Here is a 24,479-nt window from a genome sequence, read left to right as displayed (position 1 = left end):
GCAATATGGGGCCATGCCGAAGACTTCAGCGCGACTGCTCTCGTTGCTCTCGCTGCTCCAGGTGCGCAGGGACTGGCCGGGGGCGCTGCTGGCCGAGCGGCTGGACGTCAGCCCGCGCACCGTGCGCCGCGACGTCGACCGCCTGCGCGAGCTCGGCTATCCGATAGTGGCCTTCAAGGGGCCCGATGGTGGCTACCGGCTCGACGCAGGCGCGGAGCTGCCCCCGTTGCTGTTCGACGACGAGCAGGCCGTCGCGCTGGCCATCGGACTTCAGGTCGCCACCACCGCCGGCGCCGGCATCGAGGAGGCAGCGGCACGCGCGCTGAACACCGTCCGGCAGGTCATGCCCGTACGGCTGCGCCACCGGATCGACACCCTCCAGGTCACCCCCGTCGAGCGGCCCGCGATCCGATCGGCCCCGCAGGTCGACAGCAGCGTGCTCCTGACACTCAGCGCCGCCGTCCACGGCCGCGAGGTGCTGCGCTTCGACTACACCCCAGCATCCCCGCCAGGGGCGGACGACGACGGCGGGCAGGTCCCACCGCGCCGGGTGCAGCCCCATCACCTCGTCACCTGGGGCGGGCGCTGGTATCTCGTCGCCTGGGACCTCGACCGCGAGGACTGGCGTACCTTCCGTGCCGATCGGATCAACCCGCGCACTCCTACGGGGCCTCGTTTCACCCCGCGCGAGCTGCCCGGGGGTGACGTGGCCGCCTTCGTGGCCGGCAAATTCCGGGGCTTCGACGGCTCCGGCGACTGGCCCTGCCGCGGTGAGGTGATCCTCGACCTGCCCGCCGCCGCCGTGTCCCGCTTCACCCGCGACGGAGTCGTCGAGGAACTCGGCCCCAACCGCTGCCGGCTCCTCCTGGGCTCGTGGTCGTGGCCTGGACTGGCCGCCACCATCAGCAGGTTCGACGCCGACATCGAGGTCGTCGGCCCGGCCGAGCTCAAGGACGCCTTCGCGGCCCTGGCCCGCCGCTACGCCAACGCGGCGACCGCCACGCCGCCCCCGATCCAATGAGCCCGCGCTGGTGCGATTCGGCGTAGCCGCAGTCGAACGTGGGCGGTGCGGTCAGGCGGATCGCTTCTGCTGGCGGTAGGCCAGCCGGCGCAGCAGGATCTCCGCCGGGCCGCGGTGTCCGGCGCGCCGCATGACCTCGGCGATGCCGAGCGAGGCCAGCCACGTCACCGCGGCCACGCCAACGGCTCCCGCGAGCCCGAGACGGTCCTGGAGTCCGAGCCCGTACGGATGGAAGACCGCGATGAACGCCATGGACTGGAAGAGGTACAGGCTCATCGAGCGCTGGCCGAGCGCTTCGACAGCCGTGGTCAGGAACTTCCGCCGCCGGACGGCCACGATCGCGACCAGCCCGATGATCGCGGCCATGCCGATCCCGCCGAGGTATCCGGTGAGCGGCTGGGCGAGCGCGGCGGCCCACAGTGCCGCTGCCGACGGCCGAGCCCAGACCCCGGCCTGGATGAGGGCGGCCGGAACGGCACCCGCCACGGACAGGACCGTGGTGATCACTGCGGTGCGGACCAGGAGGTCACGGTTGCGGGCGGGCTCGTCCAGGATGCGCCGCCGCGCCGCCCACATGCCGAGGAGCACGGCGGGGACGACCGAGATGACGCCGATCCCCAACTCGAAGGGCCAACCCCCGAGCCGGGCGGCGAACATCTCCACGAAACCCCTCTCATCAGCGGCGATGCTGCCCTGGGTGTAGGTGGAGACGCCTTGCGACATCGCGATCCACATGCCGAGTCCGGCCGTCAGGGTGGCGGGTAGCAGGCTGACCCCCGCCGTCCACAGGAGCGCCGAGTCCTTGGCGCGCAGCATGCCGGCGAGGAGGACGGCGGCCATGCCGTACACCGCGAGGATGTCGATGGGGACCAGCAGCGCCATGTGGACGAAGCCGATCGCGACCAGCCACCATCCTCGGCGGCGTTGCAGCTTGCGGATCGCCACCCAGTCACTGCCGCGCCGCGTCTGACGATCCAGCAGTTGCACCATCGCGTAGCCGAACAGGAAGGCGAACATCGGCCGCGCGTGGTTGTGGACGAAGAGAAGGTGCAGGAACCCGGTGATCTCGTTGGCCGCGGCGGAGCCGCGATCGACGCTGACCACGAACAGCGGCGCGTGCGCGACGGCTATGGCCAGCAGCATGACGCCCCGGGCAAGGTCTGGAGCCAGTGCCCGCGCGGCGGTGCCGGGTGATGAGCTGTGCGGTGGAGCGTCTTCCTGGGGGGACGTCTTCAAGCCGGATCTCCTCAACGACTTCCACGTGGCGGCGGGTCATCCCTCCGGGTCGGCCGCATCGGTGTCCCCCTGAACGTGCTGTTGGATCTGCTCGAGGAGCGCCGAGGAGCCTTTCAGGTTTCGCATCAGATGCTGGATCGACATGAGCGCAAGCCCCTGCTCGGGGTCGCCGAGCACGAGGAGCTTGTCGCCGGGCGCGATTCCGAGATCACGGCGCGCCTGCGCCGGAATCACGATCTGCCCTCGCTCGCTCACCGTTACCGCGCCGTAGAAACCCCGGCCTCCAGGGCCGTAGGAGGCCACACCGTCATCAACAGCCATCTGCCTACCTTTTTCACGCTACACAATTCAGCAGCTATACACAATTTATCATGTATTTCATACCTTCACTGGGCGGCGTGGGGTCCTGGCCGTTCGGTTGAGGGCCGAGAGTGCGTGACAGCGCCCTGTCAGGCCCGTGTCAGCGGCCCCGGCCATCGTCATATGTGCACGTCAAACGCACGAGATCCCAAGGGGTGGACACGATGTCGCAGGAGAAGCTGTCCGAGTTCGTCGAGGTGACGGCCCGGGAATTCGACATCCCCGGTGTTGCCGTCGGGGTGCTGGCCGGCGGCCAGGAGTTCTTTGCCTCTCATGGCATGACGAGCCTCGACAACCCGTTGCCGGTCGATGACAAGACGCTGTTCCATCTGGCCTCGGTGACCAAGACCTTCACCGCGACCGCGCTGATGCGCCTGGTCGCGGCAGGCAAGGTGGAGTTGGACGCGCCGGTGCGCCGCTACGTGCCCGAGCTCGTGCTCGCCGATGAGACCGCCGCCGCGCAGATCACCGTACTGAACCTGCTCAACCACACCGCCGGACTGGACTGGAACCTGATCGACACCGAGGACGGGGACGGCTCCCTGGCCGCGTTCGTGGCGAAAATGGCCGACCTGGCGCTGATCGCGCCGCCCGGCGCCCGGGCCTCCTACAGCCAGGCAGGCTACAACCTGGCCGGCCGGATCATCGAGAACGTCACCGGTCTGAGCTTCGAGAAGGCCATGTCCTCGCTGGTCCTGGAGCCGGCCGGGCTGTCGAACACCTTCTTCGAGCTGGACGACATCATGGTCCGGCGCTTCGCCGTCGGTTACAACCGCGGCGAGGACGGCACGCTGCGCTTCGCGCAGCCGTGGAAGTCGTGGCGGGCGGGCATGCGCGGCAACAACCCCGGCGGCGGCATCGTCTCCTCCGTCAGCGACCTGCTGGCCTGGGCCCGCTTCCACCTTGGCGCCGCAGAGGGCGTGCTGCCCGCCGAGGTGCTGCGGCGCATGCAGGAGCCGACGATCGAGCTGCGGGCCAGCACGCTGGGCGACGCCTTCGGCATCTGCTGGTTCCTGCGCGCGGTGGACGGGGTGCGCACCATCGGGCACGGCGGATCCGGCAACGGCCAGTTCGCCGAGCTGCTCATCGTGCCCGAACGCGACTTCGCCGTCGTCTCGCTGGCCAACGCCGGCCCGGACGGCTATCCCTTCAACCAGGCCGTCGTGCGCTGGGCACTGGAGCACTACCTCGGCGTGGTCGAGCGGGACCCCGAGCCGATCCCGTACGACCAGAGGCGAGCACGGGAGGTCGCCGGCCGCTACGAGATCGATGCGATGAACCTCGACCTCGCCACCGACGGCACCCGGCTCACCCTTGAGGTCGGGATCAAGCCGGAGATCCGCCAGGCGTCGCAGGACGACATGCCCCCGGACTACCCGCCGGCCGCCGTCGGCTTCCTGCCCGGCGACGGCGACGAGTACATCATCACCGAGGGCGGGCTGAAGGGGCAGCGCGGCTTCTTCACCCGCGACGACAGCGGCACGGTCGTAGGCGTGGACCTCGCCGGCCGGCTGTTCAGCCGGGTCACGGCCACATCCTGATCGATCGCACGGGAAAGGGGCGCAGATGGAGGGTGTCCGGGGCGGGGGCGGTGACCAGGTTGCTCTGGGGTGCGGTCACCGCTCGGCGATACGCGAGTGCGTACCGCCGATAGCGGTCGGCGGGTCGCCGAACAAGATTCGCAGCGCGGTCACGTTGGCGTCGCCGAACTCCTCGAGCCTGCCCGCCGCCGCGGCCCGGCTCGCCTTGTCGAGATGCCGCTTGAGCCGCCGCAACTCGGCCTCGCCCGCACGCTCGGCGGCGCGGCGGGCGGTGCGCCCCTCGAGCGATTCGCGCACGTCGAATGGACGCCGCCGAGCAGCCCGAGGTGGTCGTGACCGACACGGGCAGCTACAGCGGCCTGGTGTACGGGATGTTCGCCATGTGCGGCTATCAGTTCGCGCCCCGGCACGCCGACATCTCCGACACTCAGCTGTGGTGGATCGACACGGCGATGCAGGAGGGCGGCCTGACCACCGGGACGCGCGCCACCAACGGGTGGGGTGCCTTCAACGGCCTGGGGTTGCGCCGGGGGTCGATTCCCGCGATCGTCCAGCACTGGGACGACATGGCCCGGGTCGCCGGATCCCTGTCACCAATCAGGTCCGCGCCTACGACCTGATCAAGATGATGACCGCCGACGGCCGTCTGACCGGGCTGGGCAACGCATTCGCCCACTACGGCCGCATCTGCAAATCGCTCCATCTGCTGCAGGTTCTGCATGTGGAGGACTACCGCAGGATGACCGGGCACAGTTGCACGTCGGCGAGTCCCGGCACACGCTGGCCCGGCGGGTGTTCGGAGATCCGTGCCCGGCTCTCGCCTCTGCTGTACGAGCACATCAACTTCCACGGGTTCTACCCGTTCAACCGCCCGGACCTGGGCGGCCGGCTGCGCGATCCGACCGCCACGTGACCGCCAGCTGGCCGACGACGCCGAACACCTGCGCGATGACGAGGCACTCGAAGCATGCCGGCCGAAGCGGTGCCTACGTCGCCCGTCTGACTCAGGTGGCGACCCGGGCCAGCACGATCCCGCCGACGATCAGGCCGAGCGCCGCCATCCTGCCCACCGAGACAGGGTCGTCGTTGAGCACGATGCCCAGCGTGATCGCGCCGACGGCGCCGATGCCGGTGAAGACCGCGTATGCGGTGCCGACCGGCAGCGTGTTCATCGCCTGGGACAGCAGCCAGACGGCGGCGGCCATCAGGGCCAGGCAGATCAGCGTGGGCAGCGGCCGGGTGAAGTTCTGCGTCGGCTTGATGCTCTGGGACCAGGCCACCTCGACCAGCCCGGCCAGGGCCAGGATCAGCCAGTTCACCGGGCCGCCTCCGTCAAGGCCGCCGCCAGTGACTTTTCGTGCTGCTCGCGCAGGTGGGCGAGCGAGGGGTCGAGACGGGCGTTGACCAGCTCCGCGTGAATGAATGTCACGTCCTCGACCTGGAAGTGGCCCTTGAAGAAGTCGCGCAAGTAGCGCTCCTGATGGTCGTACGGCTCGCGCGGCGTGCCCGGGCCGTACGCGCCGCCGCGTGCGCTGGTCACCACGAACGAGCGGCCCGCCAGCGACATCTTGGGAAAGGTGATCTGGTCGAGCCAGGCCTTCAGCGACGAGGGGATCGAGTAGTTGTACATCGGCGTGCCGATCAGGATCACCTCGGCCGCGACCACCTCGTCGAGCAGCGGCTCCACAACGGCCCACGCCTGGCGCTGGGCAGGGGTGCGGACCGCCTCCCCAAAGCGCGAGATGTCGGTGATCTCGCGCTGCAGGAGGTAGTCGCACAGTTCGGTCCATGCCTCGCCGATGTGCGGCACGGGGTGCGCGGCCAGGTCGCGGTAGACGTAGCCGGCCTGGGGGTGGGCGGCCCGCCAGGTCTCGGCGTACACGCTCGACAGTTTCCGCGAGAACGACGCCCGGCGGGCGCTGGCGTCCAGGTGCAGCAGCATGAACTCTCCTCAGCACAGCTATGTGGACACGGTGTCCAGATGACTATAGCCGGACACTGTGTCCACATACAATCGGACGCATGGAGAGAGCCGACGCAGCGCGCAACCGCGCACGGATCCTCGAGGCGGCCGCGCTGCTGTTCGCAGAACGGTCCCCGCAGGACGTGACCATGGACGACATCGCCAAGAGAGCCGGAGTGGGCCGGGGCACCCTCTACCGCCGCTACCCCGACCGGGCCTCGATCGCCGTCGCGCTGCTCGACGAGCACGAACGGGACCTGCAAGAACGCCTACTGCGCGGCGAGCCGCCCCTGGGTCCCGGGGCGCCGCCCGCCGAGCGGCTGGCCGCCTTCTACGCCGCCATGGTGCGCCTGCTGGAGGACCACTCCCACCTGGTGCTCGGCTCCGAGGTGGGCCGCTCACGCTTCGAGACAGGCGCGTACGGCTTCTGGCGCGCCCACGTACGCGCCCTCCTGGTCGCCGCCGGGACCCCGGCCCCGGACGCGCTGGTCGACGTCCTGCTCGCCCCCCTTGCCCCCGAGGTGTACGGCTACCAGCGCACCGTGCTCGGCCTCACCCCAAAGCAGATCACTCAGTCGCTGGGCAGGCTCACGGCAATTCTGGAGCCCGCTCCCGAGGCCAACTGACCGTTGTCACGTCATCGGCACCCTGTCAGCCCAGGCTCTGGCGGGGTGGTGAACGGTGACCTGACGTGCCTGTTGGTTACCTTTTCTGACGGTCGTGTCCAGTGTGATCAGCGGAGAGCACGAAGCTCGACCGTGACGAGATCGGACGTGGGGAACGTACCGATCGGTGCCAGATCTGCTTCTGCCCGGATGCCGGGACGCGCGTGCCCGTGGTCAGGGAGCGAGCAGTGCCTGGACGGATGAGCGGCCAGATGGGCCAGCCGTTGCCGTGACTGTTCTCCTGCCGGCGCGTAGACGACCAATCGGGCCTCGGGCATGCCCACCACTGTGAGCGTGGTGGTGGTCAGCCGTATCTCGCCGACCTCCTCATAGCGGAGCACCTTGACATGCGGGCCCGGTTCGGCGACGTCGTGCGCGCTCCACATGCGGGCGAACGCGGGGCTTTCGGCCGACAACCGGTGGACGAATCCCGTCCAGGCGGGCTCGGCCAGATGACGGCCGAAGGCGGCCCGCAGCATGGCCACCAAGGGCCTGACCTCGGCGATGGGGTCGACGAACGGATTACAGCAGGGCGGGCTGGTGAAGTGCTCCCAGATGACATTGCGCGACTCGGGCGCGGCGGCCACGAAGGCGGGAAACAGCCCCGTGAACGTGCTGTTCCAGGCGAGCAGGTCGAAGCGGCTGGAGTACACCGCCGCGGCCAGCGGATCGAGCGTGTCGAGGATGAGCTGCACCTGAGGATCGAGCATGCTGCGTTCCTCGGCGGGAGGTAGCGCGGGCACACCGGCGAGCTGGTAGAGGTGCTCTCGCTCGGCGCGGTCGAGGCGGAGGGTTCGGGCGATGGCGTCGAGCACGTGAACGCTGGGGTTGATCGGCCGGCCTTGTTCCAGCCACGTGTACCAGGTCACCCCCACCCCGGCCAGCAGGGCGACCTCTTCGCGGCGCAGACCGGGTGTACGCCGCCGTACCCCTGGGGCAAGACCGACGTCATCGGGGGTGATGCGCTCGCGCCGGCTACGCAGGAACGTCCCCAGCTCGCTGCGGCGCTGCGCCCGGATGCTCTTGGACGACACCCTCCTATCCTGGCCCGGTGCCGGTCCTGGTGCCAGGTAGTCCCGCTACCAGGATGGGCACGCACTGCCACGACACTCCGGACCCGCGCACGCTCGGAGTCCATGACCACCTCCACCTCACCGTCTTCGATCAGGCCGGCCAGGACCGGCGGGCTGCTCGCTGTGATCCTCATCGGCCAGTTCATGGCGATCTTGGACGCCACCATCGTGACCATCGCGGCTCCGGCCATCAGCGCCGACCTGAACAGCTCGGGTGCCGCGCTGCAACTCGTCGTGGCCGGCTACACGATCGTGTACGCCGTGCTGCTCATCACCGGGGCACGACTGGGCCGCACGTTCGGCCATCGGCGCCTGTTCCAGGCCGGACTCATACTCTTCACCGCCGCCTCACTCGCCTGCGGACTGGCGGCCACCACCGCCCAGCTCATCGCGTTCCGCCTCTTCCAGGGGGCGGGAGCGGCGCTGCTGGTGCCGCAGGTGCTCAGCCTGATCCAGCTCACCCTCGACGGCGCCGCCCGCGCCAAGGCCTTCAGCGTCTACTCCACCGTGCTCTCCGGCGCGGCGGTCGCCGGTCAGATCCTCGGCGGGATCTTGACCACCGCCGACATCGCGGGCACCGGATGGCGTCCGATCTTCCTGGTGAACGTGCCCATCGGCCTCGTGCTGCTGGTGGCGGGGACACGACTGCTGCCCGCCGACTGTCCCGACGCCACCACCGGGCTCGATCTTCCCGGCCTGCTGACGCTCTCGCCCGCCGTGCTGCTGCTGGTGACACCGCTGGTGCTCGGCCACGAACTCGGCTGGCCCGTCTGGGGCTGGGCGATGCTCGCCGCCAGTTCCGTCCTCGCCGCCGCCTTCGTCGCCACCCAGCGCCGCGCGGCCGCCCCGCTGGTCCCCGGCCGCGTGCTCCGGGCTCCCGGTCTGGGCCTCGCCGCCGCCTCCATCTTCTCGATGATGGTCGGCTACGCCGGCTTCCTGTTCACCATGGCGCTGTACCTGCACGACGGCCTCGGCCTGTCCCCCCTGCAATCGAGCCTCGCCTTCGTGCTGTCCTCGGTGGGCTTCGGCACGGCAAGCTCGAACTGGCGGCGTGTCCCCGCCCGATTCCACCACCGCATGATCCCAGCAGGACTGGCGCTGTCGGCCGTGGGCTACCTCGCGGTGGCCGCCATCACCGCGCAACTGGGCTCGCCCGGCCTCCTCTATCAAGCCGCCGCCGTCGTGTCCGGCATCGGCATGGGGCTGGCCTTCAGCCCGACCCTCAACACGGCGCTGAGCCACGTCACGCCGGCGGACGCGGCAAACGCGAGCGGAATCATGTCGACGGTCACCCAGCTCGGTCAGGTCGCCGGGATCGCGGGTCTGGGGGCGGTGTTCCTGTCCCTGAGTCTTCCATTCGGATCCGTCGCGACCGCCGCGACCGTCACGAACATCGGTGTCGCCGCGCTGGTGTTGCTGTCCGCGGTGTTCGCCGCTTTCCTGCCTCGCCGGTGATGAGCATCATCGCCGTACGGCGGCGCGGCTGGACCGGACACCCCGCACCATGCCTCAGCGCGATCAGCGGTGTCCGTTCGCTGCTGCCCGCACCGCGCCACTCCGATCGTGCAGGCCATCCTCATCTTGCAGTTCATCGAGGAGGGCCGCTACTCAGGACGAAAGCGCTCAGTGGGGGTCGCTCCAGAATGTGTACCACGGGCCCCACAGGGGCAATGTGTCGCCCGGCCTCCTGTCAGGGCTCCATATGTACGCGCGGTGGCTGTCACTGAGGGAGAAGACGACCGTGTCGCCGTCCCAGTAGACCGCATCGAACGTGAGGACACCGATTGTCTGGCGCTTGAGCACCTCGTCCTTCCCCAACGTGCGGGCGACGGCCTCCATCTGGGGAGCCGAGTCAGCGAACCGATCGTCCTCGCCGGGCATGAGCCAGACGAGCCCCCGCGAGGAGGAGTGCGCCGGCCAGGAGCACCGCTGCCCAGCGCAAGACCGGGCCGCCGGTGATCGTTCGTCTCATGCAGGCATCTTCACATGCCTCCGCGCAGCGGCCTGTTCGTCTTCCCGTCCGGTCTGGTCGAGGGGGAATGGACGAGGTGCTGGCGGGCAGGCCATTCTCGTCCGCCAACTCGTCGAACACGGCCGTTGCTCTGGATGAGAAGAGCTCACTGACAGCCGGCGGGAAAATCCGGTGCGGAGGGGCGGAGGGATGGTGTGTGATCGAGGGATGGCGATCATGATGGGCAGGCCGGGCGTCGACGGGCTCGGTGACGTGGTGCGGGTGTTGGCGGAGTGGCAGTACGACGCAGGGCCCCTGCAGTTGCATCCTGGGGATATGGGGTGGTTTTGGCGGTTCGGCGCGGAGCGGACGGCGGAGGCTACGCGGACCTGGAGTCGGGCTGGGGAGGTTCTGGCGGTCGGGCTGCTGGATGGTCCGGAGTTGCTGCGGTTGGCGTTCGCGCCGCAGGCGTTTCGGGAGGAGGAGTTGGCGCAGCAGATGGTCAAGGACGTGACGGCGCCTGAGCGTGGTGTGCTGCCCGAGGGCAAGGTGTACGTCGAGGCGCCGGTGGGTGCGCTGGTTCAGGGCCTGTTGTTCAAGGACGGCTGGGAGAGCGGCGAGTCGTGGACACCACTTCGGCGTGACCTCGGTGCGCCTGTGCCGGATCCCGGCGTTCACGTCGAGGTGATCGGGCCGGAACAGGCGCACGAGTGCGCCGCGATCCTGCGGGCGTCGTTCGACGGGTCGACGTTCACCGACGAGCACTGGCACGCGATGGCGGCAGGCGCACCGTACGTCGACGCGCGGTGCCTGGTTGCTCGTAATGAGCAGGGCGAGGCGGTGGCGGCCGTGACGGTGTGGTCGGCGGGTGAAGGCAAGCCCGGGCTGATCGAGCCGATGGGCGTGCACCGGGCACACCGCCGTCGCGGTTACGGCAAAGCGATCACGTTCGCCGCAGCGCGCGCACTCCAGGAGCTTGGTTCGTCCAGCGTGGACGTTTGCACGCCGAGCTCCAACGTCGGCGCCGTCGCCACCTACCGGTCGGCCGGCCTCGAGCCGTTGCCCGAGAGGCGGGACCTGTACCGCAACGCTTCTTGAAAGCCTGAAGGCATGTGAGGCAGGTTGGGGGCAGCCCACATAAGGTCAAAACCCCAACGCCGTTGCGTTTGGCTCAGCGGTCACTCGTCAAGCCCCTGAAACGAAACAACGGGACCTCGCTCCGTACAGCTCCCACGGACGCGCTCATCGCCAGGGGCGTCACTCGCACCAACCTGGGCCAGCCCGTAGAGGCCGCGTGCGCCTCGATCTGTCGGCCCTCTGCGCCAGGATGGCCCCATGCGCTTGGTGACCGATGAGGAGCGCCGCGCCCGGTTGGGCGTGCGGCACGCTCTCGCACCCACGGCCAAGGCGGCCTCTCCCGAGGAGGCCGCCCGTGCGGTGGTGTGTCTACACGCCACCGACCCGCCGAGCGTGCACCTGTCCTGCTGGGCACGGGTGGACGCGCTCGACATCGACGACGTCGAACGGGCGCTCTACGACACACGCTGCCTCATTCGACAGCAGTCGATGCGCGAGACCCTGTTCGTGTTCCCCCGTGATCTTGTGCCGGCGGTGTGGGGAAGTGCCTCGGCCCGGGTGGCCGCGGCCCATCGCAAACGACTGGTCAGGGACCTCCAACGCTGGGGGCCGGCCGCTGAGGGGCAGGGAGCCGCATGGCTCGCGACTGCGGAGGAGGCGGTGCTGGCGCACCTGGCCGACGGCGTGCCGCGGTCGTCGAAGCGGGTACGCGAGGAAGTGCCCGAGGCCGCCGGTGTCATCGAGCAGGCTCCGGACAAGTCCTGGGGAGGACGGATCGCGATCGCTCCGCGAGTGCTCACCCAGCTGAGCCTGGACGGCGCGGTGGCGCGCGCGGCCAACGCTGGAGCCTGGTACACGAGTCGCCCGACATGGACGACGACACAGGCGTGGTGGGGGGACGAGGTGCCCGAGGCGCTTGCGGCGCGGCAGGGCTATGCCGAGTTGGTGTCCCGGTGGCTGTGGTCGTACGGTCCCGGCACCGTCGACGACCTCGCTTGGTGGCTCGGCGGCACCAAGTCCGCGGTTCGCACCGCGCTGGAGGACATCGGCGCGCAGCGGGTGTCCCTGGAGGACGGCTCGGTCGGGTGGCTGCGCGAGGACGATCTCGCCCCGGTCGTCGCCGCCGAGCCGTGGGTCGCGCTCCTGCCGTTGCTCGATCCGACCGTGATGGGCTGGAAGGCATGCGCCTTCTACCTCGGTGCGCACGCACCCCAGTTATTCGACAGTGCGGGCAACGCCGGGACTACCGCCTGGGTCGACGGACGCGTCGTCGGCGCGTGGGTGCAGGATCCCGGCGGTGTGGTCGAGCTGCGCCTGCTTGATGACGATGTCTCCCCGCAGGCCCGCGAGGCGTTGGCGGCCGAAGCACGGCGGCTCAGCGCGTGGCTTGACGGCCAGCGGGTGTTCACCGTCTACCCCTCACCGGCCATGCAGCCCGGCGCCGGGCGTTGACGCAGAGGGGCCGCGGGTGGGCCGGGGCCTGGGGCGGTGCGTGTTTCCTCCGTGTCCGCCGCTCCGGGTCGGCACCGCCCGGTTCTGCGCCCCCCTGAAGACCGTGGCGAATTCCAGGGGTCGTCGCAACACAGTGATCAACTATTGGCGGTGAGAAGCATAGCGAGACGCTTGGGCGGTGGTGCGCCGCCGCACCCGCTCACCGTCAGCGCCAGTACGGTCAGCAGCCCGGCCATGCCTCTCGCGGGGAGCGTCGTCATGCGAGTCATCTTGACTCCTGATCGGTTGTGACGGCCGTCCGCCCTATAGGTAAATGATCGGTATATATTGATCACATGAGACAGATGCAGGAGCCGACCTTCCTGATCCTGACCGCGCTAGCTGCCGGTCCACAACACGGATACGGCATCATCACCGACGTGGAGCGCATCTCGGACGGCCAGGTTCGCCTGCGCGCCGGCACCCTGTACGCCGCTTTCGACCGCCTTCAGGACGAGGGCCTGATCGCCGAGGACCGGGAAGAGATCGTCGACGGCCGGGTGCGCCGCTACTACCGGCTGACCGGCGGCGGCGCCGCGAGGCTGGCGGCGGAGGCCGAGCGGATGCGTAGGCACGCCAAGGCGGCCACCGCACGCCTGCGCGCGATCGGCTCGGGAGGAACGGCATGAGCCCGCTCGAAGCCCGCTACCGCCGTCTCCTGGCCACCTACCCGCGAGACCACCGGGCGCGGCATGAGGAAGAAATGATCGGCGTGCTCCTCGCCGGGGCGCGGCCCGGCCAGACTCGTCCCCATCTGGCCGACGCGGCAGACTTACTGTGGGGCGCGCTGCGCGTCCACGGGCGGCGAGCCTTCGGCCCAGTCTCCGCGCCGGCCTGGCGCGCCGGGCTGGCGCTCGCCGTGGCGCTGTGGCCGTTCCTGATGCTGACAGGTGCGCTGGCGACCGGTCTGCTCCAGGCTGCCGAAGCCGTGGGGAACGCTGGGGCCGCCGCTATGGAGCGGCCGATCTGGATCCTGTACCTGGCCGAGCCGATCGTCATCGCGGCCCTGCCGGTGCTGGCCGTGGTGCTCGCCCGACGATGGATCGCCGTGCTCGCGCTGGTCGCATTCATGCTGTATCAGGCCGACCACCCCCGCCTGCTGGATTTGGACACGCTGCTGTTCCCCAACCATGGCCCGGTCCTGCTGGCCCAGCTCGCGACCGTCGCCATCGCCTTCACACCCGCGGCGTATCGCGCGATCACAGTCATTCCCCGGCGCGCATTCCTGCTGTGGGGGCCGCTCGCCGTGACCGGGCTGACCGCCAGCAAAGCCATCGTGCGCTGGGTGGACGTGATCGCCCACCACGACATCGTGACCTGGAAACCCGTGCCCTGGCTCGTCGTGGTCGGGCTGGCGGCCGGGTACGCGTGCCGGTCGGCCGTGGGGCGGCGGGCGGCGCTGCTGCTGTTCGTGCCTGCGGCGGCCCTCGGCGACCTCGGGGACCTGCCGTCGGTGCCCACCTCCACGGCCCTCGCCCAACTCGGGTGCGCGGCCCTGGCCTTCACCACCGCGGCTGCCTTGACCCGGCGGCGGAGCAGCCTGAGACGAGCCCCGGCTTCTTGAGGAAGAACGCCCAGCAGATCAACGACCAGGCAGCCTCGATGGGGTGGTACCGCCATCGCTGAGCTTGGTACCAGAACGCACGCGTAGACCCAGGGTCTAGGTGTACATCTAGGTGCTTGCGGTGAGCAGCGTGGCGAGGCGCTCGGCCGGGGTGTCCCAGCCGAGCGTTTTGCTGTCCGGACGGCGGGGTCGTCGCCCCCGGCAAGGACTGGTGCGCCGGGTGGAGAAGGCGCCGTGGATCCCCAATGAGTGGGATTGGCAGAAGGTCCTCCAAGCCACCGGCGCCGAGCCGCTACGCAACCGGCTCATGCTCGCCCTGGCCTACGACGGCGCGCTGCGCCGTGAGGAACTCGTCCACCTGGAGATTGGCGACTTCGAGCCCGCCTACTGCCTAGCTCATCGAGGTATGGAAGCTCCTCCGCCCACCCCAGCCTGACATCGAGGACCGCAAGACCCGGCGGCGCCGCCAGCACCTGTTCACCTACCGCGGCCAGCTGATCGGGTCTTCCTACCTCAACGAAAAAATCATTCCTGCGCTGCTTCGGGGAGCCCGAGGGTCTGACCAGTGATCGGCTCTATCTCTTTCGACCGTACAGTCCCGAGCCCGACGAACCGGCGTGGGACGAGGACGTCCTGTAGACGTACTCATAAGCGATGAACGCTACGGCAGGCGTGTCGCTATGGCGGCGGATAGGGCATAGGTGACGCCGGTAAGCCGTTCGGACACCTGCCACAGGCGAGCGGCCGTGTCGGTGTCGCGGATAGCGCGCTCACGAGTACGACGAGTTGGCTCACCACGCAACTGCAACAGCCCGTCCGGAACGATGTAGCTGCCCCCGGGCAGATCCGGCATGGTCGCTGCGTACAGGGAGGTCTTCGCGCCTTCCGGGGCGGGCCGGAAGGCCACGCGCACCAGCAGGCGGGTGAGGGCCGCATACAGCCGTCCTCTGCCGCTGTTGGCGCCCCCGGTGAGCACGTTGGTACGGGTGAGCCCCGGCGCGACGACCATGCTGCGCAGCTTCAGTCCGGCGGCGTCCGCCCGGCGCTGCAGCTCCATGGCGAAATAGAGGTTGGCCCGCTTGGACTGCACGTAGGCGAATGCGGTCCGGTAGCTGCGCTCGGCGTTGAGGTTGCCCAGGTCAAAGCGGGCGAAGCGCTGCCCCTCACTGCTGACGGTGACCACCCGCGGATCGGGCGCGGCGAGCAGGTGCGGCAGAAGCAGGCCGGTCAGCGCGAAGGTCCCCAGATGGTTGATGCCGAACTGCGACTCGAACCCGTCGGCGGTCAGGGCGTGGGGCACCATCGCCACCCCGGCGTTGTTGACCAGCAGGTCAAGCCGGCCGCGGTCCCACCCGGCGGCGAACTCCCGGATGGAGGTCAGACTGCTCAGGTCCACCCGGCGGAGTTCCAGGTGAGCGCCGGGTACCTCGCCCCGCATGCGGATGAGCGCAGCCTGGCCGCGTTCGAGATCGCGGCAGGCCAGCACGACGTGTGCACCACGGCGGGCCAGTTCGCGGGCGGTGACGTAGCCAATGCCGCTGTTGGCCCCGGTCACCACAACGACGCGCCCGGTCAGTTCAGGGATGGTACGGAGGGTCCAGCGGGGAGAGCCGCGCATAAAGTGCCACCTCAATGGAACGCAAGCGAATGTATCGCAACTTTGAGTTGCGATACATTCATCTTGTCACGCACCTCGCGAATATCGCAACTTGGAGTTGCAATGCAGTCCGATCATTCCACGGCCAGGCCGGTCGGCCGCGGCGCCAAAGTACGCGCCGCCGTCCACGCCGCCACGCTCGCCGAGCTCGTGGACAAGGGCTACGCCGCGTTGACCGTCGAGAACGTCGCCCAGCGCGCCGGAGTCCACAAGACCACGGTGTACCGGCGGTGGAAAGATCGCGAGAGCCTGCTCACCGACGCCCTCGCCGAGCACATGGCGATAGACATCCCCGTCCCTGACACCGGAGCGATCGCGACCGACCTGCGAGCGCTGGCACGCTCGCTCGTCCAAGCGTTCACCAGTCCGACCGGGCAGGCCATCCTCGCCGCCATGTTCACCGGGGCAGCCCACCTTCCGGAGATCGCCGCCGCCCGGCGTCACGTGTTCGACGACCGGCTCGCCAGAGCCGAACCGGTGGTGACGCGGGCCATCGAACGCGGCGAACTGCCCAGGGACACCGATCCCGCCGAGCTGTTGAAGACCCTGGCCGCGCCGATCTACCTGCGCCTGCTCATCACCGCCGATCCGGTCGACGAGGCGACCGCAGATCAGGCTGTGCGCGTCACGCTCGCCGCCGCGCACGCCGGCGCCCTGCGGCTGGCGCGCGACGGCGAGCCGGCTACCGGATGAGGCCCCTGGGGCAGCAGCGCGCCGAACTCTTCGCACGCCGTGTCGTCGCCGCCGGCCAGCACGACGGACACGCCGTTCGGGCCCGCCAGCAGGGTGTTGATCCCGATCTCGCCGTGCGAACCGTCATTGATGCGGACGTCGAGGATGATGTCGGCCATGGTGCGGGCCGGCATGCTTGAACTCATCGTCGTGCTCACACAGACCGGGGGCCCGCGAGCACAGCACGTTCAGGAGCCGGTAGTGGGGTGAGTCACCACCCCCCTGCAAAGCATGGCAGGATCGCGGCCATGTCCCTCAGCGTTCCCCGCCTCCGGATCGGCTCGACCGAGATCATCGCCCTCGCCGATGGCGAGGGCCCGTTCTTCTCCCCGCGCGCCGAGGCCTTCCCCGAGGCCACGGCCGCTCAGTGGGCCGAGGCCGACCGCTACGACCCGGGCGCGGTCGACGCCGAGGGCCGCTGGCGGCTCCAGTTCCGCGCGTACGCGATCCGCAGCGACAAGGGCCTCACCATCGTGGACGCCGGGATCGGTCCGGCGGACGGCCCGGCCGTCTCGTGGGCGCCCGTGCCCGGTGCGCTCCCCGAGTCGCTCGCCGCCGCGGGCATCGACCCGGCCGAGGTCGACACCGTGGTGCTCACGCATCTGCACACCGACCACGTCGGTTGGGCGGTCGTGACCGAGGCGGCCGTCCCATCAGCGGGCGGCGCGGTGGACGGCAACGCTTCGACCAGCAGCGCGGTGGGCGGCGCCCCTGCGCCCGGCAGCGCGACCAGCGGCCGCCGCCCCTACTTCCCCAACGCCGAATACCTGCTCCAGCGGGCCGAGTTCGACGCCCTCGACGCGCTCAACCCGCAGCTTCGCGAGACCCTCACCGACCCGCTCGCGGCGGCCGGTCGGCTCCGGCTCCTCGACGGAGACACGCCGCTGCGCGCCGGGCGCACGGTCGCCACGCCCGGTCACACGCCCGGGCACCAGAGCGTGCTGGTCGCCCACGGGCGCGAGCTGGCGCTCGTCACCGGCGACCTCCTGGTGCACGCGCTCCAGCTACTCCACCCCGAGCTCGCCTACTCGCACGAGATCGACCCTGAGGCGGCCAGGCACTCAAGGGAGCGCATGCTCGGCCGCGAAACCGCCACCACGCTGCATCTGGCGACACCGCACCTGACGGAGCCGTTCATCTCGGCGTGATCACGGCCGCCCGAGCCGTTCGACACGGGTCAGGCCGCGAGGGCATGCAGACGCTCCATTTCTCGGTGGTCTCGTCGTCGACGGGACTGAAGACCGTGAGGCGGCAGCCGCCTGCGGACTGGAGCCACATCCGGTCTGCGTGCAGGCGCAGCACGCCGACCTCCCGATTGCGGAAGATCTTTGTCGTCCTTGACCTTGTCGGAGACGTTGCACCGACCCCAGATCTCGCCGAACGCCTGGCGGAGGCCGGGCAGGACGCGAAAGGCCGATCTCACGGTCCAAGCCTCCTGAACCCGGCGATCGTTACCTCATATTCGCAATAACGTGCCATTTACCGGGGTCTGGCGCACTTAGTGGGGAGTACTCACGATCAGTGATCTCTGGCTCAGTTCAGCAGTGCCATCTTGCGGAGGAGATCGTAGTTCGCTCTCCCGAACATGAGCCTCTTCAGAAACTTGATCTTGCATACCTTGCCCTCGACAGCACCGGATGAGTAGGGCAAGGTGAGCCCGGCCAGGACAGCATCGTGGTCGCGTTCCAGGCCATTGGCGAAGGTGTGCGGGTGGGGTAGATCCTCGGCGCGGACGGCGGCGATCCATGCGTCGAGACGGGTGCCGTGTCGCCCGGTGAGGATTTTGGCGAACTCTTCGACGTGACTGCGGAGGGCGTCCAGGTGCGGGCAGGCGGCGCGGATCTCTTTGAGCTTGACCTCGTCGTCGGTGTCGAGATTGTCGGGGCGGCGGCGGATCCAGCTGGTGATGTGCCGGGCTTTCGGCGGGGCTGGGATGGCGGGTGGTGCCGCCTTGCCTTTGAAGGGAGCCAGGTAGGCGTGGACGGTGGCGATGACTGGCCACGCCGCTTGGCCCAGTCGTCAATTCCGAGCACCGCGACCCGGCCGATCTCAGGATCGGGCATCGCTCTGATCAGGCGGATCAACGTGCAGCGGGAGACGATCGTGCCCAGTGCGGAGGCCAGCCGCGCGCCCGCGCGGCCGGCCAGCGCGAGCGCGACCCGGTCCAGCAATTTCCGTAGTCTGGTCGTGCGGCGCTGTTGCCTGGTGGTCAGCCCAGGTATCTGCTCGGCGAACGTCGCCACGTCGATACCGGTCATGCACCCGTCCCGCAGGCGTCCCGCACTCGTGACAGGCCACCGGCCCGGACCCGGTACGGGCCGCGATCCTCAGGCTGCCGCCCAGGTCCTTCACCTGGATGAGATCCAGCCCCGCCAGGTGCGGGGCAGGTACAGCAGACGGGCTTCCCCGCCGGTGAGCTCGTGCAGCACAATTGACTCCCACGGCCGCTCTTCATGATCCAGATCTTGGCGATCCAGACCATGACAGAACGGCCGTTCCCTTGCGCAGCGGGTTACGAGATCGCGACCGATCCTGATTCAACACTCGCGAGCGTCACGCTGGGTAGCTGCTCCCCACTAAGAACTCCGAACAAAATGATCTAGGAATAAGGGTGATCACCTTCGCGTTGATCGCCGCGTGAGGAAGGGCGAGCAGCCACCGTGGATCGTGCCCGACGAGTTGTGGGCGCGGATCGAGCCGTTGTTGCCGGTCGTGCCACGCCGCGCCGATCATCCCGGCCGCAAGCGTCTGGACGACCGGAGAGTCCTGTCGGGCATCCTGTTCGTGCTCTACACCGGCATCGCGTGGGAGTTCTTGCCCCAGGAGTTGGGCTTCGGCTCCGGCATGACCTGCTGGCGGCGCCTACGGGACTGGCGCCAGGCTGGAGTGTGGCAGCGTCTGCACGAGTCATTGCTGGCCGAACTGTATGCCGTCGGCGCGCTGGACTGGTCCAAGGCGGTGATCGACGGCTCGCACATACGCGTCCTCAAAGGCGGCCCAAAACTGGTCCGAGCCCGGTCGACCGTGCCCGAACAGGCTCCAAGCACCATCTGATCACCGAAGGGCACGGCATTCCGCTGGCGGTGTCGCTGACCGGCGGGAACCGTAACGACGTCACCCAGCTCATGCCTCTGATCGAGGCCATCCCGCCGGTACGTGGCCGGCGAGGACGACCCACGCCGACGACCGGATGCGATCTACGCCGACCGCGGCTACGACCACGACAAGTACCGCAAGTAGGTCCGAGCTGCCGGGATCACTCCGGTCATCGCACGGCGTGGTGTCGAGCACGGTTCGGGACTGGGCGTGCATCGGTGGGTGGTCGAGCAAAGCTTCGCGCTGTTGCACTGGTTCCGCCGGCTGCGCATCCGCTGGGAGATCCGCGACGACATCCACGAGGCCTTCCTCAGCCTGGCTTGCGGCATCATCTGCTGGCGCCGACTGGCCAAACTCTGACTCCGTCAGGAACTCTTCGAGTCTGCTGCGAGCCCGGTCAGACCACGATGGCCGGATAGGGACTCCTCATAGCGCCGAAGTAGGCCTCGGGCGCTCCTTCGATGTGCTCAGGCAGTTCGTCCATGAAGGCGCGCAGCAGTGGGGTCGCGTTGTGCCGGTCGAGGTCCTCCTGCGAACGCCAGACCTCGTAAAGGAAGAATCGGCCGTCCTCCTGCTCGTGGAGATGGTACTGAAGGTTGCCCTCGTGCCCTCGAGACGGCTCGACGAGGTCCATCAGGAGCTTCCTGAACTCGTCGGCGTGTCCGGGCTTGGGGGTCAGGAATCCGTAGAGCGAAACGGGCGCTGGTGCAGTCGAAGTCGTCGTCATGTGATCAACGCTAGGATGTGACACCAGTGTTAGATTCAAGCCGTTGTGCTATGAGGTGGGTCACATGAAGATCGGAGAGCTGTCCCGCGAAACGGGCGTGGCCGTCCGTCTCCTCCGCTACTACGAAACCCAGGGACTGCTCACCTCCCACCGCAGCGAAGGCGGCCACCGCCATTACGATCCCGAGGCCCTCGCCACCGTCGCCCGCATCCGCACCCTGCTCGCCGCCGGGCTCCCTACCAAGGTCATCCGCGAGCTCATGCCCTGCTTCGTCGGCGACGGGACCCAACTCCAGGCCTGCGTTCTCGACCACCTCAGAACCCAGTACGCCGAGCTGGACTCCCGCATAGCCGACCTCACCCAAGCCCGCACCGCTCTGGGCGACATCCTCCAAGCCTCCACCCGAGCACTCACCCACGTCTAAACCGGCCGTCACGCGTCGGGAAGCCGTGACCGAGCCTGCGCCAAACACCGATGATCAATCTACGGAGCTCCCCACTCGGGTCCGTGTCACCAGCCGCAAAGTAACTATTTGTGACAGTCATTGAACACGAGTGGTCAGACTTTGTCTCCTTCTGGCTGGCCGCACAGTAACTGAGTGTTACGTCTCAAGTCCGCTGAAACGGGACATTTCTGCGAATCGCTCACCCTCACCGCCATTACACAGACGCGCCTTACCAGTGGTAACGGTGACCTGAGTCGGCCCTGGAACTTCGGGCTTGCACTCCGTATCAAGGCCTGGATCCCATCCCGGTGAAGAGGGCCTCGATCACGCGGTCGACGTATTCGTGCGTCAGCGGCTTCTGGGTGATCAGGGCCCGGAAGTACAGCGGGCCTGACAAGATGTCCATCGCCAGGTCCAGGTCGAAGCCGGGCGACAGTTGCCCTTGGTCGCGGGCCGCCTTCAGTCGGGCGAGGGTCTTTTCCGCCTGCGGGGTGATGAAGTGGTCGTTGAGCGCCGCGGCGACCTGGGGGGTGAGCAGGGCTTCGCCGATCAGGGCTCGATACAGGGGGCCTACGGGTGGCTGGTCCAGCAGGTCGATGGCCGCGTGGATCTGCTGGCGCAGGTCGGCGATGACGTCGCCGGTGTCGGGGTAGTCCAGATCGGACTTGTTCAGCGACAGGAGCGAGTCGAGGAACAGGGCGCCCTTGGACGACCAGCGGCGGTAGATCGTGTGCTTGCCGACGCCGGCGCGGGCCGCGACCGCTTCGATGCTGAGCTTGCCGTAGCCGATCTCCTCTCCCAGCTCCAGCGTGGTCCGCATGATGGCCTCGGTTCGGTCGGTGGCACGGCTGTCGCGCTTGTTGGTCATCTCACCACCCTAATGGACGGCACGTGCCGTGTTGACAGCCTGACCATCCTGCTCCATGCTCCATAAACTGTACGGCACGTGCCGTACAGTTACAGGAGGGCGCTGTGAGGCCATCAAGCACAGGAGCGGCGCTTCGGCTCGCCGCTCTGACCAAGACCTTCGGCCGCAAACTGGTGGTCGACCACATCGATCTGGAGGTGCCGCGCGGATCCTTCTTCGGCCTTGTCGGCCCCAACGGGGCCGGCAAGACGACGTCGTTGTCGATGGCAGTGGGGCTGCTGCGTCCCGACGGCGGACGGGCCGAGATCTTCGGCCTCGACGTGTGGGCCGACCCTGCGCGGGCCAAGAAACTGATTGGCGTGCTGCCCGACGGGCTGTCCATGCCCGAGCGGCTGACCGGCCGCGAGCTCTTGCGCTTCACCGGTCTGCTGCGTGGCATGGACCTCAAAAAGGTCGAGCGGCGGGCGGGCGAACTGCTGGAGGTCTTGGAGCTGGACAGGGCCGAGCGCACCTTGGTGATGGAATATTCGACCGGCATGCGCAAGAAGATCGGTCTGGCCACGGCACTGCTGCACGCGCCGCGGCTGCTGGTGCTGGACGAGCCGCTGGAGGCCGTCGACCCCGTCTCGGCCGCCACCATCAAAGTGATCTTGCAGCGGTTCGTACGCGGCGGCGGTTCGGTGGTGTTCTCCAGCCACGTGATGGCCGTGGTCGAGCAGTTGTGCGACCACGTGGCGGTGATCGCCTCCGGCCAGGTCGTGGCCTCGGGCTCGCTGGGAGCCGTGCGGGCGGGCCGGAGCCTTGAAGAGCGGTTCGTGAGTCTGGTCGGCGGCCAGATCCCCGAGGTGGGTGAGCTGGCGTGGCTGTCCTCCTGATCCAGATGAAGCTGGCCGTGCTGCGGCACTCCATGACCGGCCGGCGCGCCGCCCAGATGGTCACCGGCGCGCTGACCGGGTTGGCCCTCGCGGGGGGTCTGATCGTGCTCGCGGGGCGCGATCATCCGCTCGCGTCGCTGCCGTTCGACCTGCTGGGGGTGGGGTTCGCGCTGTGGACGGCGGGCTGGCTGCTGGGCCCGGCGCTGTTCGGCGGCGGCGATGAGACGCTGCGTCCCGAGCATTTCTCGTTGATGTCGTTCACACCGCGCCGCTTGGCGGCCGGGCTGGCGGGGGCCGCGTTCGTCGGTGTCGCACCCTTGGTCACGTTCGTGGCCTTCTCCGCGCTCGTGGTGGTAGCCGTCAAGGCCGGGCTCGGCGCGGCGGCCACAGCGGTCGGCGTGCTCGCCGTCGTCCTGCAGCTGGTGCTCTGCGTGCTCGCCTCCCGACTGGTCACCGCGGTGCTGGGCCAGGTCATGCGGTCCAAGGCGGGCGCGGCGCTGGCCGCGCTCGTCAGCGCCGCCCTCTTGGCCGGGCTGCATTCGAGCTGGGTGCTCTCGCCCCTGGTGCAGACCGCCCTGCGCACCGGGTTCCCCGACCCGTTCTCCGCCTGGGTTGTGGCGCTGCCCTCCGGCTGGGGTCTGGTGGCCGTGCGGGCGGCCGGGCAGGGACAGTGGCCGACGGTGGCCGCCGCCCTGGCGGGGCTGGCCGCGCTCGGCGTGGTGTGCTGGTACGGCTGGGCCGCCGTGCTCAAGCGGCGGCTGACCACCCGGCGCGCAAGCGGGCGCCCGATCCGGGTGGCCTCCGGCGGGTGGGCCACGGGCCCGATGACGGCAGTCGCCGCCCGGGAGCTACGCACCTGGTCTCGGGACCTGCTGCGCTTTCACTACCTGGTCTTCGCCCTGTGTTACGCACTAGCGTTCTGCCTGCTGCCGCTGGCCATCAACGCGCCGATCTTCCTGCCCTGGACCGGAGCGGTCTTCGCCCTGTGGGTCGCGGCCATCTCCGCTAACCTCTACGGCGAGGACGGCACCGAGCTGTGGGGCAAGATGATGGTCCCCGGCGCCGCGCGCTACGACGTGCGCGGCCGTCAGCTCGCCTGGCTGCTGGTCACCGCGCCGCCGACGCTCGTCTTGACCGCCGCCATGGTCGTCTTCACCGGCGAGTTCGGCCTGTGGCCCTGGTTGGCGGCGCTCGTGCCCGCGCTGCTGGGCGGCGGCGCGGGCGTGACCGTGCTGGTGTCGGTGCTACGGCCGGTGCCCATGACCGACCCGCACCGCAGAGGCGGCAACCTGCTGGAGAACGGCACCGACTTCGCCCAGGTACTGCTGGTGCTGATCCTCACCGCGGCGACCGCCGCCCCCGCCTATGTCGCGGTCCGGCTGGGGCCGGTCTGGGCGGGACCGGTCATGGGCCTGGTCGGCGGCGCCACGCTGGCTTGGCTGCTGGGGCGCCTCGCCGCAACCAGACTCGAATCGAGCGCGCCCGAGTTGCTCTTGCACCTGCGCACTGGCATCTCACCCAAGCAGAGGCGACCGGCCCCAGCCCTGGATCTGGGACGGCCACACCTGCCCAAGCCCGACCTGCGCCTGGACAAGCTCGGCCTCGACCTGGCCCCGACGGGCCGACGCGCGTACGTCATCGCGAGCCTGACCCTGTGCTGGGTGCCCCTGGTGGCTCAGGGCATCGTGCCCGCACTCATGCTGACCACCGGACAGGTCACCCGATCGTGGTTCCTGGCCCTGCACCTGCCGCAGCATCTCCAATGGCCCACCATCATCGCCATGATCGCCCTCGGGCTCGTCCTGCTGACCACCGGACTGGGCATCGGCCTCTACTACCTGGCCACGTCACGGCGAGACAGCATCGAACCAGACGGTGGCCCGTGACAGCCACCCTTCCAGCAGCAAGTCTCATCACACAGAGTTACCTTGCGGCTAGTGACACCGACCCGAGCGGGGCCCCTGCGGGACAGACGATCAATACCATCCCAAGATCATTCTGTTAGGAGTTCTAAGGGCTTGCAGGGGAATAACCCGTAGCTTTCGGGGCTGTCGATCGTTGCTGTGGTATGGGCGTGGCGGCAGAGACGGTGACGATGCTGGCGGCGAAGTTCGAAGCGGTCTTTCCGCATCTGGAT

28 protein-coding genes and 2 pseudogenes are annotated in these 24,479 nt (G+C 68.9%); 18 read left to right on the top strand and 12 right to left on the bottom strand.

The genetic code is table 11. The features are described 5' to 3' along the window. Window positions 1-13: 13 nt before the first annotated feature. Window positions 14-1,021 carry a helix-turn-helix transcriptional regulator gene (locus ABN273_RS41885; protein WP_349454991.1) on the top strand — a complete coding sequence of 336 codons (1,008 nt, stop codon included), beginning with the start codon at window positions 14-16 and terminating at the stop codon, window positions 1,019-1,021. A gap of 51 nt (window positions 1,022-1,072) precedes the next feature. Here the strand turns inward: ABN273_RS41885 and ABN273_RS41880 are convergent, their stop codons facing one another. Next, entirely contained in the window at window positions 1,073-2,257 is a 1,185-nt protein-coding gene (locus ABN273_RS41880; protein WP_349454990.1) for a DUF418 domain-containing protein, read from the bottom strand. Window positions 2,258-2,293: 36 nt separating this feature from the next. After that, entirely contained in the window at window positions 2,294-2,578 is a 285-nt protein-coding gene (locus ABN273_RS41875; protein ID WP_349454989.1) for an AbrB/MazE/SpoVT family DNA-binding domain-containing protein, read from the bottom strand. A gap of 203 nt (window positions 2,579-2,781) precedes the next feature. Here ABN273_RS41875 and ABN273_RS41870 point away from each other — a divergent pair, with 203 nt between their 5' ends. Beyond that, a complete protein-coding gene (locus ABN273_RS41870; RefSeq protein ID WP_349454987.1) occupies window positions 2,782-4,158 on the top strand; it encodes a serine hydrolase domain-containing protein in 1,377 nt (458 codons plus the stop codon). Window positions 4,159-4,233: 75 nt separating this feature from the next. Here ABN273_RS41870 and ABN273_RS41865 read toward each other — a convergent pair whose 3' ends face one another. After that, window positions 4,234-4,455, bottom strand: a complete 222-nt coding sequence (locus ABN273_RS41865) for an FCD domain-containing protein (RefSeq protein WP_349454986.1) — start codon at window positions 4,453-4,455, stop codon at window positions 4,234-4,236. 5 nt (window positions 4,456-4,460) lie between these two features. On the opposite strand from ABN273_RS41865, the gene ABN273_RS41860 reads away from it, so the two are divergent. Both ABN273_RS41860 and ABN273_RS41855 read left to right on the top strand, forming a co-directional pair. Beyond that, window positions 4,461-4,778, top strand: a complete 318-nt coding sequence (locus ABN273_RS41860) for a Tn3 family transposase (protein WP_502911207.1) — start codon at window positions 4,461-4,463, stop codon at window positions 4,776-4,778. A 5-nt stretch (window positions 4,779-4,783) separates the two neighbouring features. Beyond that, a complete protein-coding gene (locus ABN273_RS41855) occupies window positions 4,784-5,071 on the top strand; it encodes a hypothetical protein (RefSeq protein ID WP_349455116.1) in 288 nt (95 codons plus the stop codon). Between the two features lie 91 nt (window positions 5,072-5,162). On the opposite strand, the gene ABN273_RS41850 is transcribed toward ABN273_RS41855, so the two are convergent. Together ABN273_RS41850 and ABN273_RS41845 are read right to left on the bottom strand one after the other, a co-directional pair. Then, window positions 5,163-5,477 (bottom strand): DMT family transporter, encoded by a 315-nt coding sequence (locus ABN273_RS41850; RefSeq protein ID WP_349454985.1) that lies wholly within the window; start codon window positions 5,475-5,477, stop codon window positions 5,163-5,165. Then, on the bottom strand, window positions 5,474-6,100 hold the full coding sequence (locus ABN273_RS41845; protein WP_349454984.1) for an FMN-dependent NADH-azoreductase: 627 nt from the start codon (window positions 6,098-6,100) through the stop codon (window positions 5,474-5,476). The genes ABN273_RS41850 and ABN273_RS41845 overlap by 4 nt, the downstream gene beginning before the upstream one ends. Window positions 6,101-6,180: 80 nt before the next feature. On the opposite strand from ABN273_RS41845, the gene ABN273_RS41840 reads away from it, so the two are divergent. Next, a complete protein-coding gene (locus ABN273_RS41840; protein WP_349454982.1) occupies window positions 6,181-6,747 on the top strand; it encodes a TetR/AcrR family transcriptional regulator in 567 nt (188 codons plus the stop codon). A 107-nt stretch (window positions 6,748-6,854) separates the two neighbouring features. Here the strand turns inward: ABN273_RS41840 and ABN273_RS41835 are convergent, their stop codons facing one another. Further along, window positions 6,855-7,820, bottom strand: coding sequence for a helix-turn-helix transcriptional regulator (locus ABN273_RS41835; protein ID WP_349454980.1), 966 nt, complete (start codon window positions 7,818-7,820; stop codon window positions 6,855-6,857). A 102-nt stretch (window positions 7,821-7,922) separates the two neighbouring features. Here ABN273_RS41835 and ABN273_RS41830 point away from each other — a divergent pair, with 102 nt between their 5' ends. Next, a complete protein-coding gene (locus tag ABN273_RS41830) occupies window positions 7,923-9,314 on the top strand; it encodes an MFS transporter (protein WP_349454979.1) in 1,392 nt (463 codons plus the stop codon). Window positions 9,315-9,389: 75 nt separating this feature from the next. Next, window positions 9,390-9,473 (top strand): annotated as a pseudogene (locus ABN273_RS41825) (IS5/IS1182 family transposase); the annotation flags it as partial. Window positions 9,474-9,482: 9 nt separating this feature from the next. On the opposite strand, the gene ABN273_RS41820 reads toward ABN273_RS41825, so the two are convergent. Next, window positions 9,483-9,740 (bottom strand): hypothetical protein, encoded by a 258-nt coding sequence (locus ABN273_RS41820; protein ID WP_349455114.1) that lies wholly within the window; start codon window positions 9,738-9,740, stop codon window positions 9,483-9,485. Window positions 9,741-10,038: 298 nt separating this feature from the next. Between ABN273_RS41820 and ABN273_RS41815 the strand changes: the two genes are divergently transcribed. The 5 genes from ABN273_RS41815 (at window position 10,039) to ABN273_RS41795 (ending at window position 14,378) form a co-directional block, all read left to right on the top strand. Continuing rightward, on the top strand, window positions 10,039-10,908 hold the full coding sequence (locus ABN273_RS41815) for a GNAT family N-acetyltransferase (RefSeq protein WP_349454978.1): 870 nt from the start codon (window positions 10,039-10,041) through the stop codon (window positions 10,906-10,908). A 237-nt stretch (window positions 10,909-11,145) separates the two neighbouring features. Next, on the top strand, window positions 11,146-12,339 hold the full coding sequence (locus ABN273_RS41810) for a winged helix DNA-binding domain-containing protein (RefSeq protein ID WP_349454977.1): 1,194 nt from the start codon (window positions 11,146-11,148) through the stop codon (window positions 12,337-12,339). Between the two features lie 335 nt (window positions 12,340-12,674). Further along, window positions 12,675-13,007: a PadR family transcriptional regulator gene (locus ABN273_RS41805; protein ID WP_349454976.1), complete on the top strand. Its 333-nt coding sequence runs from the start codon at window positions 12,675-12,677 to the stop codon at window positions 13,005-13,007. Continuing rightward, window positions 13,004-13,942: a hypothetical protein gene (locus ABN273_RS41800; RefSeq protein WP_349454974.1), complete on the top strand. Its 939-nt coding sequence runs from the start codon at window positions 13,004-13,006 to the stop codon at window positions 13,940-13,942. The genes ABN273_RS41805 and ABN273_RS41800 overlap by 4 nt, the downstream gene beginning before the upstream one ends. Before the next feature lie 121 nt (window positions 13,943-14,063). Continuing rightward, window positions 14,064-14,378, top strand: a complete 315-nt coding sequence (locus tag ABN273_RS41795; RefSeq protein WP_349454973.1) for a site-specific integrase — start codon at window positions 14,064-14,066, stop codon at window positions 14,376-14,378. A gap of 225 nt (window positions 14,379-14,603) precedes the next feature. Here ABN273_RS41795 and ABN273_RS41790 read toward each other — a convergent pair whose 3' ends face one another. Beyond that, the gene (locus tag ABN273_RS41790) at window positions 14,604-15,560 is read right to left on the bottom strand and encodes an oxidoreductase (RefSeq protein ID WP_349454971.1); all 957 of its coding nucleotides are present in this window, start codon (window positions 15,558-15,560) and stop codon (window positions 14,604-14,606) included. A gap of 102 nt (window positions 15,561-15,662) precedes the next feature. On the opposite strand from ABN273_RS41790, the gene ABN273_RS41785 reads away from it, so the two are divergent. Beyond that, a complete protein-coding gene (locus tag ABN273_RS41785) occupies window positions 15,663-16,292 on the top strand; it encodes a TetR/AcrR family transcriptional regulator (protein ID WP_349454970.1) in 630 nt (209 codons plus the stop codon). Here the strand turns inward: ABN273_RS41785 and ABN273_RS41780 are convergent. Then, window positions 16,211-16,465, bottom strand: a complete 255-nt coding sequence (locus ABN273_RS41780; protein ID WP_349454968.1) for a M55 family metallopeptidase — start codon at window positions 16,463-16,465, stop codon at window positions 16,211-16,213. The genes ABN273_RS41785 and ABN273_RS41780 overlap by 82 nt on opposite strands. 114 nt (window positions 16,466-16,579) lie before the next feature. Here ABN273_RS41780 and ABN273_RS41775 point away from each other — a divergent pair, with 114 nt between their 5' ends. Then, complete coding sequence (locus ABN273_RS41775; RefSeq protein ID WP_349454967.1) at window positions 16,580-17,479, top strand: MBL fold metallo-hydrolase; 900 nt, start codon at window positions 16,580-16,582, stop codon at window positions 17,477-17,479. A 385-nt stretch (window positions 17,480-17,864) separates the two neighbouring features. Here the strand turns inward: ABN273_RS41775 and ABN273_RS41770 are convergent, their stop codons facing one another. After that, window positions 17,865-18,227, bottom strand: coding sequence for a transposase (locus ABN273_RS41770; protein ID WP_349455110.1), 363 nt, complete (start codon window positions 18,225-18,227; stop codon window positions 17,865-17,867). 768 nt (window positions 18,228-18,995) lie between these two features. On the opposite strand from ABN273_RS41770, the pseudogene ABN273_RS41765 reads away from it, so the two are divergent. Beyond that, window positions 18,996-19,787, top strand: a pseudogene (locus ABN273_RS41765) (IS5 family transposase). A gap of 37 nt (window positions 19,788-19,824) precedes the next feature. On the opposite strand, the gene ABN273_RS41760 reads toward ABN273_RS41765, so the two are convergent. Next, a complete protein-coding gene (locus ABN273_RS41760) occupies window positions 19,825-20,154 on the bottom strand; it encodes a putative quinol monooxygenase (protein ID WP_349454965.1) in 330 nt (109 codons plus the stop codon). Between the two features lie 64 nt (window positions 20,155-20,218). On the opposite strand from ABN273_RS41760, the gene ABN273_RS41755 reads away from it, so the two are divergent. Then, entirely contained in the window at window positions 20,219-20,578 is a 360-nt protein-coding gene (locus tag ABN273_RS41755) for a MerR family transcriptional regulator (RefSeq protein WP_349454964.1), read from the top strand. 307 nt (window positions 20,579-20,885) lie between these two features. Here the strand turns inward: ABN273_RS41755 and ABN273_RS41750 are convergent, their stop codons facing one another. Further along, window positions 20,886-21,467, bottom strand: a complete 582-nt coding sequence (locus ABN273_RS41750; protein WP_349454962.1) for a TetR/AcrR family transcriptional regulator — start codon at window positions 21,465-21,467, stop codon at window positions 20,886-20,888. Window positions 21,468-21,571: 104 nt separating this feature from the next. On the opposite strand from ABN273_RS41750, the gene ABN273_RS41745 reads away from it, so the two are divergent. Together ABN273_RS41745 and ABN273_RS41740 are read left to right on the top strand one after the other, a co-directional pair. Next, entirely contained in the window at window positions 21,572-22,342 is a 771-nt protein-coding gene (locus tag ABN273_RS41745) for an ABC transporter ATP-binding protein (RefSeq protein ID WP_502911206.1), read from the top strand. Next, window positions 22,327-24,228, top strand: coding sequence for a hypothetical protein (locus tag ABN273_RS41740; protein ID WP_349454960.1), 1,902 nt, complete (start codon window positions 22,327-22,329; stop codon window positions 24,226-24,228). Before ABN273_RS41745 ends, ABN273_RS41740 begins: the two co-directional genes overlap by 16 nt. Window positions 24,229-24,479 lie beyond the last annotated feature (251 nt).

The sequence above is a fragment of the Nonomuraea sp. B19D2 genome (genome assembly GCF_040137845.1).
GTDB lineage: Bacteria > Actinomycetota > Actinomycetes > Streptosporangiales > Streptosporangiaceae > Nonomuraea.
This window is presented reverse-complemented; position numbering and strand designations above follow the sequence as displayed.

What these genes read in the sequence shown, in the direction of transcription:
- ABN273_RS41840 (WP_349454982.1), top strand. Translation starts at nt 6,181, where the DNA reads ATGGAGAGAGCCGACGCAGCGCGCAACCGCGCACGGATCCTCGAGGCG.
- ABN273_RS41800 (WP_349454974.1), top strand. Translation starts at nt 13,004, where the DNA reads ATGAGCCCGCTCGAAGCCCGCTACCGCCGTCTCCTGGCCACCTACCCG.
- ABN273_RS41845 (WP_349454984.1), bottom strand. Translation starts at nt 6,100, where the DNA reads ATGCTGCTGCACCTGGACGCCAGCGCCCGCCGGGCGTCGTTCTCGCGG.
- ABN273_RS41750 (WP_349454962.1), bottom strand. Translation starts at nt 21,467, where the DNA reads ATGACCAACAAGCGCGACAGCCGTGCCACCGACCGAACCGAGGCCATC.
- ABN273_RS41830 (WP_349454979.1), top strand. Translation starts at nt 7,923, where the DNA reads ATGACCACCTCCACCTCACCGTCTTCGATCAGGCCGGCCAGGACCGGC.
- ABN273_RS41855 (WP_349455116.1), top strand. Translation starts at nt 4,784, where the DNA reads ATGATGACCGCCGACGGCCGTCTGACCGGGCTGGGCAACGCATTCGCC.
- ABN273_RS41860 (WP_502911207.1), top strand. Translation starts at nt 4,461, where the DNA reads ATGGACGCCGCCGAGCAGCCCGAGGTGGTCGTGACCGACACGGGCAGC.
- ABN273_RS41815 (WP_349454978.1), top strand. Translation starts at nt 10,039, where the DNA reads ATGGCGATCATGATGGGCAGGCCGGGCGTCGACGGGCTCGGTGACGTG.
- ABN273_RS41875 (WP_349454989.1), bottom strand. Translation starts at nt 2,578, where the DNA reads ATGGCTGTTGATGACGGTGTGGCCTCCTACGGCCCTGGAGGCCGGGGT.
- ABN273_RS41790 (WP_349454971.1), bottom strand. Translation starts at nt 15,560, where the DNA reads ATGCGCGGCTCTCCCCGCTGGACCCTCCGTACCATCCCTGAACTGACC.
- ABN273_RS41775 (WP_349454967.1), top strand. Translation starts at nt 16,580, where the DNA reads ATGTCCCTCAGCGTTCCCCGCCTCCGGATCGGCTCGACCGAGATCATC.
- ABN273_RS41805 (WP_349454976.1), top strand. Translation starts at nt 12,675, where the DNA reads ATGAGACAGATGCAGGAGCCGACCTTCCTGATCCTGACCGCGCTAGCT.
- ABN273_RS41810 (WP_349454977.1), top strand. Translation starts at nt 11,146, where the DNA reads ATGCGCTTGGTGACCGATGAGGAGCGCCGCGCCCGGTTGGGCGTGCGG.
- ABN273_RS41755 (WP_349454964.1), top strand. Translation starts at nt 20,219, where the DNA reads ATGAAGATCGGAGAGCTGTCCCGCGAAACGGGCGTGGCCGTCCGTCTC.
- ABN273_RS41780 (WP_349454968.1), bottom strand. Translation starts at nt 16,465, where the DNA reads ATGCCGGCCCGCACCATGGCCGACATCATCCTCGACGTCCGCATCAAT.
- ABN273_RS41760 (WP_349454965.1), bottom strand. Translation starts at nt 20,154, where the DNA reads ATGACGACGACTTCGACTGCACCAGCGCCCGTTTCGCTCTACGGATTC.
- ABN273_RS41820 (WP_349455114.1), bottom strand. Translation starts at nt 9,740, where the DNA reads ATGCCCGGCGAGGACGATCGGTTCGCTGACTCGGCTCCCCAGATGGAG.
- ABN273_RS41885 (WP_349454991.1), top strand. Translation starts at nt 14, where the DNA reads ATGCCGAAGACTTCAGCGCGACTGCTCTCGTTGCTCTCGCTGCTCCAG.
- ABN273_RS41785 (WP_349454970.1), top strand. Translation starts at nt 15,663, where the DNA reads ATGCAGTCCGATCATTCCACGGCCAGGCCGGTCGGCCGCGGCGCCAAA.
- ABN273_RS41870 (WP_349454987.1), top strand. Translation starts at nt 2,782, where the DNA reads ATGTCGCAGGAGAAGCTGTCCGAGTTCGTCGAGGTGACGGCCCGGGAA.